The sequence below is a fragment of the Streptomyces sp. NPDC020996 genome, assembly GCF_040641355.1.
Classification (GTDB): Bacteria; Actinomycetota; Actinomycetes; order Streptomycetales; family Streptomycetaceae; genus Streptomyces.
In genome coordinates this window covers 78,045-89,610 of record NZ_JBFADM010000032.1, presented here as the reverse complement: position 1 = coordinate 89,610, position 11,566 = coordinate 78,045, and the positions used below count along the sequence as shown (strand labels likewise).

The following is an 11,566-nucleotide window of genomic DNA, read 5'->3' as shown; positions in this document are numbered from 1 at the left end:
CCTCCGCCAGGGCGGACATTTAGGACATAATGCCCTGGATTTGAGGATGTATTCACACCTCGGGAGCCGCCTTCCGTACGCGGCGCGAAGCGCTTACGCGCCGATCTTCTGCTTCACCTGCGCCAGCGACGGGTTCGTCAGCGTCGAACCGTCGGGGAAGAGGACGGTCGGAACCGTCTGGTTCCCGCCGTTCGCCTTCTCCACGAACGCGGCGGACTCCGGGTCCTGCTCGATGTTGATCTCGTTGTACGTGATGCCCTCGCGGTCCATCTGGCTCTTCAGCCGGCGGCAGTAGCCGCACCACGTGGTGCTGTACATCGTCACAGTTCCCGGCATGTCTCTCATGCTCCTCAGCTGCAGGGGATGAATGCTCGCAGGGGTGCAACGTAGGTGAAACGGCGACCATTCCCGCCCATGGCGCCTCAACGGACGTGATGCCTGCCGCATTCGTACGACTGTCGGACCGTGCCTGTGGACAACGGGCTCACCCGTCTCCGGCGACCTGGCAGCATGGCGGTGTGACAGCAGCAACGCACTCCACCCTCTTCCCGCAGGTACCGGACTCGGCCGACGCGGTGCTCGACGGGCTCGACCCCGAGCAGCGCGAGGTGGCCACCGCCCTGCACGGTCCGGTGTGCGTGCTGGCGGGCGCCGGCACGGGCAAGACGCGGGCGATCACCCACCGCATCGCCTACGGAGTGCGCGCCGGCATCCTGCAGCCCTCCAGCGTGCTGGCCGTCACCTTCACCAACCGCGCCGCGGGCGAGATGCGAGGCCGGCTGCGCCAGCTCGGCGCGCACGGCGTCCAGGCCCGCACCTTCCACTCCGCCGCCCTGCGCCAGCTGCAGTACTTCTGGCCGAAAGCGATCGGCGGTTCCATGCCCCGGCTCGTCGACCGCAAGATCCAGCTCGTCGCCGACGCGGCCGCCGCCTGCCGTATCCGCCTCGACCGCGGTGAGCTGCGGGACGTCACCGCGGAGATCGAGTGGTCCAAGGTCACCCAGACCGTCCCCGCCGACTACGCGCCCGCCGCCGCCAAGGCCGCCCGTGAGGTACCGCGCGATCCGGCGGAGGTCGCCCAGCTCTACTCCGTCTACGAGGACCTCAAACGGGAGCGGGGCGTCATCGACTTCGAGGACGTCCTGCTGCTGACCGTGGCCATCCTCCAGGACCGGCACGATGTCGCCGAGCAGGTCCGCTCCCAGTACCAGCACTTCGTCGTCGACGAGTACCAGGACGTCAGCCCCCTCCAGCAGCGCCTGCTGGAGCTGTGGCTCGGCGACCGGAACAACCTGTGCGTGGTGGGAGACGCCAGCCAGACCATCTACTCGTTCACCGGGGCGACCCCCGACCATCTCCTCGACTTCCGCATCCGCCACCCCGGCGCCACCGTCGTCAAGCTGATCCGCGACTACCGGTCCACCCCCCAGGTGGTCCACCTCGCCAACGGCCTGCTCGCACAGGCCCGCGGACGCGCGGCCGACCACCGCCTGGAGCTGGTCTCCCAGCGCGAGTCGGGCCCCGACCCCGTCTACACCGAGTACACCGACGAACCCGCCGAGGCAGAGGGCGCCGCCCGCCGCATCCGTGACCTCCTCGACGCGGGGGTCCCCGCCAGCGAGATCGCCGTCCTGTTCCGCACGAACGCCCAGTCGGAGACCTACGAGCAGGCCCTCGCCGACGCCGGGGTCCCCTACCAGTTGCGCGGTGCCGAGCGGTTCTTCGAGCGGCCAGAGGTCCGCAAGGCGAGCATCGCCCTGCGCGGCGCGGCCCGCTTCGGCGGCAACGACTCCCTCCTCGACGACACCGTGGACCTGCCCTCCCAGGTGCGTGCCGTGCTGTCCGGGGAGGGGTGGACGCCGCAGCCGCCGGCCGGGTCCGGCGCCGTCAGGGAGCGCTGGGAATCCCTGGCCGCCCTCGTCAACCTCGCGCAGGACTTCGCCGCCGCCCGACCCGGCGCCACCCTCGGCGACCTCGTCGCTGAGCTCGACGAGCGGATGAGCGCCCAGCACGCCCCGACCGTGCAGGGCGTCACCCTCGCCTCCCTGCACTCGGCCAAGGGCCTGGAGTGGGACGCCGTCTTCCTGGTCGGCGTCGCCGAAGGCATGATGCCGATCACCTACGCCAGGACCGACGAGCAGATCGAGGAGGAACGCCGCCTCCTCTACGTCGGCGTCACCCGCGCCCGGGAGCGCCTGTACGTCTCCTGGGCGCTTTCCCGCTCGCCCGGCGGCCGGCCGAACCGCCGCCCCAGCCGCTTCCTCGACGGACTGCGCCCCGGGTCCACCGCCGCCGTCGGCCGCTCGGCGGCAGGCGTCTCCGCGGGCGTCGAGCGCGGCACGACGCGCAGGGCCGACGCCGTGCCGCGGCGCACTCAGCGCACCCCGGCCCGCTGCCGGGTGTGCGGACGCACGCTCACCGACGCCGGTGAGATGAAGCTGATGCGCTGCGAGGACTGCCCCTCCGACATGGACGAGGGGCTCTACGAGCGGCTGCGCGGCTGGCGTGCCGTCCAGGCGCGGCGCAGCGGACAGCCCGCTTTCTGCGTCTTCACCGACAAGACGCTGATGGCGATCGCCGAGACGGTGCCGGACGACGCCTACGAGCTGGCGCGGATCCCCGGGGTCGGCCGACGCAAGCTGGACCGTTACGGGGCCGAAGTTCTGGCCATCTGCGCCGGTCAAGACCTCGCGGAGGACGACGGCGATGACTGATTCGAACTCGTCGAAAAAATAGTTTGCGCATGCCCCAGCGATCCCCATAGGTTCTTAGCCACGGGGACGGAGGCCTTCTCGTAGGCCCTGATTCCGTGATGTACTTGCATATCCGTCGGACTGGATCACCCCCAGTCCCCCGAGACGCCGAGAGGAGGCGAGTCCAGTGATCAACATCAACGCCGGTTCCATCAGCACCGTCAAATTGACCGATCGCTCGGTCGTCGCCTCCCTGTGCATGCTCGGCGCCTCGGACCAGGGCACCGGTCTGTCCGGCATTCGTGCCGTGCGTCCGGCGTCCTCCGTGTCTCTCGCGGGTCTTCCCGTTCGTGAGCGCAATGAGCGACCGACCAAGGCACTGGAAGCAGTAGCGGCACAGGCGCAGGCCTATGCCTTTACGGCAGCCGGTGCCGGAAGCCGGAAGCAGACGCAGCACCACCTGATGTGGGCCTTCCGTGGGCCAGAACCCTGGAGTGATCCAGCCTGATCGCCGATCAGGCCGGCGCCTTCAGGGCCGCGGAACCCCATCCGGGATCCGCGGCCCTTCTGTTTTCCCTCAAGCGGGACGACGGAGCCGAAGGGGCCTCGGGACAAGAAAAGAACCCGGTACCAGCCGCCACCCGGCCCAACAGGGCCGGAACGACCAGACGAGGAAGACGAACCGTGCAACTCGAAGCGCACGCCCCGTCCGTACCGCCTTCCGAAACGATCCCCCCGCCCGGCCTCACGGAGGACTCCGCCTTGACCCCGCTCACCGCGCTCACCGCGCTCGACGACGCCATCGAGAACCTCGGCGTACCCGTCCCCTGCCGTTCCTACGACCCGGAGGTCTTCTTCGCCGAGTCGCCGGCGGACGTCGAGTACGCCAAGTCCCTCTGCCGCACCTGCCCGCTGGTCGAGGCCTGCCTCGCCGGGGCCAAGGAGCGGCGTGAGCCCTGGGGCGTCTGGGGTGGCGAGCTGTTCGTGCAGGGTGTCGTCGTCGCCCGGAAGCGGCCGCGTGGCCGCCCGCGCAAGAACCCGGTCACGGCATGAACACCGCAGGAACGATCGACCGTCCCCTCACGCACGACCCCAAGAAGCAGGCCCCGATGAAGCCGTCCACCACCGAGCCCGCAGGCTCCGCGATCGAAGATTTCACCACCACCGGCGCGACCGACTCGCGCCAGAACAGGACCCGAGAGATGCAACTCATCCAAGAAGCCCTGGCTCGTGCCCATATGCACGACCGGCTGGACGAGGCGGAGCGGGAACGCCGGGCAGTGCGCCTGGCGGCCGCCCGCCGGATGCAGCGCCGGGCCGAGCGCGCCTCGCTGCGCGCCCGCCGGGCGCTCGCCATGGCGGTCATGCAGTGACCCGCCTCGTCTGAAGCAGTGGCCTCCCCGCCCGGGAGGCGGGAGTTTCCCCGCGGGGGCCGGTCCGTCCGGACGGACCGGCCCCCGCGGTGCTGTGTCCGCGGTATCCGGTACGCCGACGGCGGCGTTATCGTCGCCGGGTGACGAGTCCTTCCGGAGGCAGTGACGACGACGGCTCCCCTGACGCGGCCCCTGAGGAGCCGGGCGTGCTGGTGTGCGCCCGCTGCGGCGCCCGGGCCGACGCCCCGCAGCCCACCTGGACCTGCTCGGTGGAGAACGGCGTCCGCCAGTACATCTGCGACGCCTGCTCCCGGGAGAACCTCAGAGCCATCGAAGGCAGGCTTGACTCCGCCTGGTGGTGAGCCGGGGAGACCAGGGTAGGGAGGGACCGGGGAGACCAGGACCTGGGAGGCCGGAGCCGGGCTGCCGGGGTCGGGAGTCCCGGCGTCCCGGGCCGCGGCCTCACGCCTCCGCGGCCGTCTCCTCCTCGTCGAGGTCGTCGTCGGGCAGGAATCCCGGCAGCCACTCCTCCAGCTCGTCCCGCAGCCGCACGGTCGATCCCAGTTGGCACAGGACGCCGATCGTGCTGAGCGTCACCCGGTGGATCAGTAGGTAGGCCGGGGGCAGGTTGAGCTGCTTGCCGAGCTGGTGGGCGGGGGAGCGGGGGTCCGCGATGCGGGCTGCCTGGCTGCGCATCCAGCCGCGGGTGAAGGTGAACTCGTCGACCCGGGCGGGTTCGATGATCGGCAGGAGGTAGTCGAGGACGGCCGCGGGGTCCAGCTCTATCGAGTCCTTGACGAAGCCCTCCGCGCAGAGCAGTTCGTAGACGGCCTCCGCCTCGCCGTCGAGGGTCATGCGCAGGGAGTCGCCGATCGGGGTCGGCAGGCCGCCCGGGAGACGGTCGACCGTGCCGAAGTCCAGGACGCCCAGCCGCCAGTCCCCCTCGCCGGAGGGATCGCCCGGCAGCAGACGGAAGTTGCCCGGATGCGGGTCGGCGTGCAGGAGGCCGGTGCACGCCGGACCGGAGAACAGGAAGCGGGCCAGGAGCTGGCCGGCGCGGTCGCGTTGTTCCTGCGTGCCCTCCGAGATGATCTCCGACAGCGGGATGCCGTCGATCCATTCGGTGATCAGTACCTGTTCGGACTGGTGGACCACGCCGGGCACCACGACGTCCGGGTCGTCCGCGAACTCGACGGCGTGGACCTGCTGCGCCTGGGACTCCAGGCCGTAGTCCAGCTCCTCCGAGACACGGTCCCTGAGCTCCGTGATCAGCGGCTTGATGTCCATGCCGGGGACGAGGGGGCCCAGGAGGCGGGCGAAACGGCTCAGCTGGTTCAGGTCGGACAGCAGGGCCTCTCCCGCGCCCGGGTACTGCACCTTGACCGCCACCTCGCGGCCGTCGTGCCACACCGCCCGGTGCACCTGCCCGATCGAGGCGGCGGCGGAGGGCTTGTCCTCGAACTCCTGGAACAGGTCGCGCCAGTCCGCACCGAGACGTTCGTCGAGCACCGCGTGTACGGTGCGGGTCGGCATCGGGGGCGCGGCCTCCTGCAGCTTCGTCAGCGCTGCCCGGTAGGGGCCGGCGACCTCCTCCGGCAGCGCGGACTCGAAGACGGACAGGGCCTGGCCGAACTTCATCGCGCCGCCCTTCAGCTCGCCGAGCACCTTGAACAGTTGCTCGGCGGTGCGCTGCTGCAGCTCGCGGCCGACCAGCTCGGCGGACTCACCGACTATCCGCTTACCGAGTCCCCAGGTCGCCCGCCCGGCGAAGCCGAGCGGGAGCGCGGCGAGCTTGGCGGTCCGGGTGACCGCCTTGCGGGGAAGATCAGACATGCGCCCTCCAAGTCCCAGCCGGCCGCGCCGCGTCCGCCTCACGGCGTGACTCCTCCGACGACCGTTGCCCCGCCATTGTCTCGTGAGACTCCTCGTCCTTGGAGATGTGTTCCCCCTTACCTTTCTCCGCGGCCCCGCACCGGCATGCCGGGTGCGCCCGGATCCGCCGTCCGTGCCAGCTCAGGTCGGTCAGGGAGACCTCCCAGCGTACGTCGGCGCTGGACGGGACCCGGCCGGTCAGGAAGGCGAGGGCGTGCGCTGCCGCGAGGCCGGCGACCGACGATGCCAGAGTCAGGTCGCAGGGCCGCACCTGCCGGGAGCGCCCCGATCCCGAGCGCCATTGCGCGACCAGCCGGGGCCAGACCGGGTCCCGGTCCGCGCGCCGCTGGTGCAGGCAGCCGGCGCAGGCGGTCTCACCAGGCAGCACTAGGGGCCCCACGACGCCGGTCCCCTCCACCACCCCGGCGTACAGGTGCGGTGTGCCCGAGGAGACGAGAGGGCCTGCGGTGGCCGGGTCGGGCGCGTGGACGGCGACGTCGTCCCGCGGCGCCAGGATCACCAGGGAGAAGCCGGGCTCGCCGGAGCCGGCCGATGAGGGTCGGCCGCGGCGCGGGCGGCCGGGCGCGCACCGGCGTACCGCCTGCCGCGCCGCCTCGTCCCTGCGGTCGCCGATGGAGTCGGCGGGCAGCCCGCCCGGAGCGACGTCCCACGGCTCGACCCGGCCGGTGTCGCGCACGTCGACCTCGCCGATGCCCGCGCCCGCCAGCAGGCAGGCGATGAGCGCACCGACCCGGCCGGCACCCCGGACCTGCACGCGCAGTGAGCCGCGGGCGGCCACGCGTCTGATCGCGTCGCCGGGAGCGGAGGTGACCAGGGACATCGATGCCAGGTCCGGGCGCAGCCGGTCGAGGACCGGCTTGCTGGTGCGCAGGACGTCGGCGGCGGGGCCGCCCCCTTTGGCGTCGTCCAGGAGGCCGGCTCGCGACAGCCGGTCCACCAGTCCGTCGACGTGGCCGTCGGGCAGGTCCATGCGGCGGCCCTCCTCGCGCAGGAGCGGCATGCCGCGGGTGCCGTCGAGGAGGTCGAGGAAGCTGCCCGTCGCCGTGTCCATCGGGCCCAGCGTCATCGCGTGCGCCGGGGTCATCCCGAACTGCACGGTGTTCAGATCGCGCCAGCCGCGCCTGAGCGCGGGTTTCACGAGAGGAACCAGGGAAGCGGACGAAGCAGGAGGGCCGACCGCCTCCGTCGCGTCGACCTCATCCACCTCAGCCACCACCTCATCCATCTCATCCATCTCATCCACCGCAGCCGTCGCCTCCACCGCCTCCATCGAGGTCATCGCGGTCATCGGCTTCCTCCGCCGCGTCGGATCGCTTCCGTCGGTCAGCTGCATGACAGGCCCCCGTAGCCCTCGAAGAACATCTCAGAACATTCCCGTCCGCCGGTGGAGCCCGGTCGGTGGTGGCCGGTCGGGCTCCGCCGGCGAGAGTCAGCATGCCCGGCCGGGCCGGCGGGTGCCGAAAGTTGTCCACAGGCGGTGGGTATTCGTCGTACGAATCAGACGCTCGGTGGGTGTCGGCACCGAACCGTTCCGGAGTCAGGACTTCCCCCGCCAGCAGCGGGTACCGTCAGGGCGTGCCCGCCGACCCACTGCACCGCGCCGGAACACCACAGCGCAGCACGACGAGCCAGCCGCCGAACGGCTCGGGGGCGAGCGCGATCGAGGTCCGCAGGAGCGACCGTCGCCGCAGAACGGTCTCCGCGTACCGCGAGGGCGATCGCACCGTCGTGCTCATCCCCGCCCGGATGTCCGAGGCGGAGGAGCAGCGCTGGGTGAGCGTCATGCTCGACAAACTGGCCGCGCAGGAGAGCAAGCGGGTCCTCGGCGACGACGAGCTGGCCGAACGCGCCGCACGACTGTCGGAGCAGTACCTCGGCGGGCGGGCGCGGCCCGCGTCGGTGCGCTGGGTGACCAACCAGAACACCCGCTGGGGCTCGTGCACCCCGGCCGAGGGCAGTATCCGCCTCTCCCACCGGCTGCAGGGCATGCCCGAGTACGTCGTCGACTACGTCCTCCTCCATGAGCTGGCTCATCTGCTGGTGCCGGGGCACGGGCCCCGCTTCTGGCGGCTGCTGGAGACGTATCCGCGCACCGAGCGGGCCCGCGGCTACCTCGAAGGGGTGGCCGCCGCCGGCCGGCTGCCGCACCCGCCGGGCGATCGCGGGGAGTGACGGCCGTCACGGGCGCCTCGGCCACGGGGCTGCGGTTGTGTACCGGGTGTGTACCGACCTCCTCCGATGTCCGAGTTTGCCGTTAGCCTGGCGCGACGCACTCACATTCGGGATGGGGGACGGTCGTTACGCATGGCCAGGGAATTCCAACGCGGCCACAAGGCCAGGATCAGTGACCTCACTGCGGGCACCGATCTGTACGTAGGCGTGCAGATCGCCGCCCCGGGGCTGACCTTCGACATCAGCTGCTTCGGTCTCGACGCCGACGAACGGCTCTCCGACGACCGTTACTTCATCTTCTTCAACCAGCCGAAGTCCCCTGAGGAGTCCATCCAGCTCCTGGGCGCCCAGGCGGGCGACACGGAGTCCTTCCGGGTCACCCTCGACAGGATCCCGCCGCAGATCCAGAAGCTGTCCTTCACCGCGACGATCGACGGTGCCGGGCAGATGTCGCAGATCGGCCCCGGATACATCCGCATCGTCGCGGGCGGCGAGGAGGTGGCCCGGTACTCCTTCAACGGCTCTGAGTTCTCCACCGAGCGGGCCGTGATGCTGGGCGACCTCTACCTGAAGGACGTGTGGCGGTTCGCCGCCGTCGGGCAGGGCTTCGACGGCGGCCTGGAGGCGCTGCTGAAGAACTTCGGCGGCGAGGTGCTGGAGGAGGAGGCCCCTGCGGCTCCCGTGGCTCCAGCGGCCCCGCAGCAGCCCCAGGCCGCCGCCGCCCCGAGCTTCGCACCGCCCGCGTTCGCCGCCCCGCCGGCCCCCGCGCCTGCCCCGGCCCCGGCCCCGGCCCCGGCGCCCGCACCCGCCGCGCAGGGCTTCGCGCCGCCGCCCGGCGCCACTCCGCCCCCGCCCCCGGGTTCCACTCCGCCCCCGGCCCCGGCGCCCATGCCGTCGGTGCACGCCGCGCCCACCATCGTCGGGCCTCTCACCCCGCCGGGCGGCTCTCCGGTCCCGCCCCCGGCGCCCGCTCCCTACGGCCAGCCGCCGCACCAGCAGCCGTACGGCCAGCCCCCGGCTCCCGGCCCGGCCGCTCCACCGCCGCCGCCCGGCTACGGCCAGCCCGCGATGCCCCACGCGCCCCACGCCCCTCAGGCCCCCACCCCGCCGCCCGGCTACGGCCAGCCGCCGCAGGCTCCGGGCTACGGCCAGCCGCCGCAGCCTCCGGGCTACGGCCAGCAGCCCCCGTTCGGCCAGGCCCCGGGCCCGCAGGCGCCCTACGGCGCCCCGCAGGGCGTGCCGCAGGGCCCAGGTGTGACCGCCGCCCTGTCGCAGTACAAGGAGACGCCGACCGGGCAGCGCTGGACGCAGCAGAACCAGAAGCTCATCCGCGTCGACCTCGGCATCGGCGGGCAGCCCGTGCTGGCCCGGCAGGGCAGCATGGTGCTCTACCAGGGCAAGGTCGACTTCAGCTACAAGGGCGCGGGCTTCGCCGGCCGGCTCGTCGGCAACGCGACCGGCCAGGAGATGCAGCTGATGCGCTGCACCGGCCAGGGCCAGGTCTTCCTCGCCGAGAACTCGACCCACCTGCACCCGGTCGAGCTCCAGGGCGACGCCATCTGCGTCTCCGCCGAGAACGTCCTCGCCTTCGACGAGAGCCTCCAGTACGAGGTCCGCCGCATCGAGGGCCACGGCATCCCCGGCGGCGCGCTGTTCACGATGCAGTTCCAGGGCACCGGCACGATCGTCGTCAAGACGCACGGCACGCCGGTCGTGCTCCCCGTCACGCCCACCACGTTCGCCGACGCCAACGCCGTCGTCGCGTGGTCGGCCGCCGCCCAGGTGATCGTCTCCAGCCAGGTCCGGATGCGCCGCAACGCCTACCCCGGCTCCACCGGAGAGAGCGTCAACCTGCAGTTCCGGGCCGCGCCCGGCAACTTCGTCGTCGTCCAGCCGTACGAGATCTGAGGGAGAGCCCGTCATGAACCAGCCGCTCGCGGGCTACGCTCCCGCACCCGTCACGGCCCGCATGGAGAACCACGGCAACCACATGCTGAAGGTCGCCATGCAGACCGGGAACGACCTCCTCGCACGCGTGGGGTCGATGGTCGCCTACGAAGGCTTCATCCAGTACGAGCCCAACCCGCCGGCCGTGCGGCAGATCGCCCGCGACTGGGTCACCGGCGAGGGCGCGCCGCTGATGAAGTGCTCCGGCGACGGCCTGCTCTACCTCGCCGACTACGGCGCCGACGTCGTCGTCATCAACCTCAACGGCGACGGGATCTCCGTCAACGCCACGAACCTGCTCGCCTTCGACGCGCACCTGCAGTGGGGCGTGGAGCGGGTCAAGGGTCTGGCGAAGTTCGCCGGTCAGGGCCTGTGGAACACCAAGATCTCCGGGCAGGGCTGGGTCGCGCTGACCTCCCGGGGCAAGCCGATCGTCGTCGACTGCGGCGGCGGCGAGGACGAGACGTACGTCGACCCCGACGCGCTCGTCGCCTGGTCCCCGAACCTCAAGGTGAAGGGCAAGCGCAGCTTCAAGGCGCAGTCGCTGATCGGCCGCGGCAGCGGCGAGGCCTACCAGATGGCCTTCTCCGGTCAGGGCATCGTCGTCGTCCAGCCCAGCGAGGACAGCACCGACCGTCTCCGGTTCCGGGGCTGAGGGGGAGCCAGAACAACCATGCAGAGCTCGCTTTTCGCCTACAACGACCAGCAGACCCAGGACCGCTGGAGCCTGCAGAACCACCAGATGCTGCGTGTCAACCTGGAGGGCCAGGACGACGTCCTCGCCCGCAAGGGCACGATGGTCGCCTACCAGGGCCTCGTCGAGTTCGACGCGGAGTACCGGAGCAACCAGCAGGCACGCGCGCGTGCGCGCACCGGCGAGGGCCTGGACCTGATGCGCTGCCACGGTCAGGGCACGGTCTACCTCGCCAACCTCGCCCAGTACGTCCACCTGATGGACGTGGAGCAGGACGGGCTGACGGTCGACAGCAGCTATGTGCTGGCGATGGACTCCTCGCTGCACCACGAGGTCATCGCCGTCGACAGCCAGTACGGCATCTCCGGTTCCGGCAAGTACCAGCTCAACATCACCGGCCGCGGCAAGGTGGCCCTGATGACCTCGGGCGCGCCCCTGCTGATGCAGGTGACGCCGGACAAGTACGTCAACTGCGACGCCGACGCCATCGTCGCCTGGTCGACGAGCCTGCGGGTGCAGATGCAGGCGCAGACGCACTCCTCTGGGGTGTTTCGCCGCCGGGGCAACACCGGTGAGGGCTGGGAGCTCAGCTTCATGGGCTCCGGCTTCGCGCTCGTCCAGCCCAGCGAACTGATGCCGCCGCAGAACGCCCAGATCGGGCAGGGCATCGCCGCCCAGTACGGCATGGGGCAGCACGGCGTGCGCAGCCAGAACCAGGGCAACGCCTGGAGCTGACCGTGGTCAGCACGTGTGAGGGGTGACCGCCACCGGCGGCCACCCCTCACACCGTCAGG

12 protein-coding genes are annotated in these 11,566 nt (G+C 71.4%); 9 read left to right on the top strand and 3 right to left on the bottom strand.

The annotated features are described in order from the left end of the window. Positions 1-93: 93 nt before the first annotated feature. Complete coding sequence (locus AB0G63_RS22095; RefSeq protein ID WP_045559070.1) at positions 94-336, bottom strand: mycoredoxin; 243 nt, start codon at positions 334-336, stop codon at positions 94-96. A 182-nt stretch (positions 337-518) separates the two neighbouring features. On the opposite strand from AB0G63_RS22095, the gene AB0G63_RS22090 reads away from it, so the two are divergent. From AB0G63_RS22090 to AB0G63_RS22070, 5 genes are all read left to right on the top strand, one after another. Next, a complete protein-coding gene (locus tag AB0G63_RS22090) occupies positions 519-2,714 on the top strand; it encodes an ATP-dependent DNA helicase UvrD2 (RefSeq protein WP_360752759.1) in 2,196 nt (731 codons plus the stop codon). 166 nt (positions 2,715-2,880) lie between these two features. Further along, the gene (locus tag AB0G63_RS22085; protein WP_360752757.1) at positions 2,881-3,201 is read left to right on the top strand and encodes a hypothetical protein; all 321 of its coding nucleotides are present in this window, start codon (positions 2,881-2,883) and stop codon (positions 3,199-3,201) included. A 176-nt stretch (positions 3,202-3,377) separates the two neighbouring features. After that, complete coding sequence (locus AB0G63_RS22080) at positions 3,378-3,746, top strand: WhiB family transcriptional regulator (protein WP_360752754.1); 369 nt, start codon at positions 3,378-3,380, stop codon at positions 3,744-3,746. Further along, a complete protein-coding gene (locus tag AB0G63_RS22075; protein ID WP_351888860.1) occupies positions 3,743-4,066 on the top strand; it encodes a hypothetical protein in 324 nt (107 codons plus the stop codon). The genes AB0G63_RS22080 and AB0G63_RS22075 overlap by 4 nt, the downstream gene beginning before the upstream one ends. A gap of 140 nt (positions 4,067-4,206) precedes the next feature. Next, entirely contained in the window at positions 4,207-4,428 is a 222-nt protein-coding gene (locus tag AB0G63_RS22070) for a hypothetical protein (protein WP_360752751.1), read from the top strand. A 100-nt stretch (positions 4,429-4,528) separates the two neighbouring features. Here the strand turns inward: AB0G63_RS22070 and AB0G63_RS22065 are convergent, their stop codons facing one another. Beyond that, positions 4,529-5,899 (bottom strand): AarF/ABC1/UbiB kinase family protein, encoded by a 1,371-nt coding sequence (locus AB0G63_RS22065; RefSeq protein WP_360752748.1) that lies wholly within the window; start codon positions 5,897-5,899, stop codon positions 4,529-4,531. Then, positions 5,892-7,109, bottom strand: a complete 1,218-nt coding sequence (locus tag AB0G63_RS22060) for a TOMM precursor leader peptide-binding protein (protein ID WP_360752777.1) — start codon at positions 7,107-7,109, stop codon at positions 5,892-5,894. The genes AB0G63_RS22065 and AB0G63_RS22060 overlap by 8 nt, the downstream gene beginning before the upstream one ends. 425 nt (positions 7,110-7,534) lie before the next feature. Between AB0G63_RS22060 and AB0G63_RS22055 the strand changes: the two genes are divergently transcribed. The 4 genes from AB0G63_RS22055 (at position 7,535) to AB0G63_RS22040 (ending at position 11,507) form a co-directional block, all read left to right on the top strand. Continuing rightward, positions 7,535-8,131 (top strand): M48 family metallopeptidase, encoded by a 597-nt coding sequence (locus AB0G63_RS22055; protein WP_360752746.1) that lies wholly within the window; start codon positions 7,535-7,537, stop codon positions 8,129-8,131. A gap of 132 nt (positions 8,132-8,263) precedes the next feature. After that, the gene (locus AB0G63_RS22050) at positions 8,264-10,039 is read left to right on the top strand and encodes a TerD family protein (RefSeq protein WP_360752743.1); all 1,776 of its coding nucleotides are present in this window, start codon (positions 8,264-8,266) and stop codon (positions 10,037-10,039) included. Between the two features lie 13 nt (positions 10,040-10,052). Next, on the top strand, positions 10,053-10,733 hold the full coding sequence (locus AB0G63_RS22045) for an AIM24 family protein (protein WP_324787609.1): 681 nt from the start codon (positions 10,053-10,055) through the stop codon (positions 10,731-10,733). Positions 10,734-10,751: 18 nt separating this feature from the next. Continuing rightward, the gene (locus AB0G63_RS22040) at positions 10,752-11,507 is read left to right on the top strand and encodes an AIM24 family protein (protein ID WP_360752740.1); all 756 of its coding nucleotides are present in this window, start codon (positions 10,752-10,754) and stop codon (positions 11,505-11,507) included. Positions 11,508-11,566: the final 59 nt, after the last annotated feature.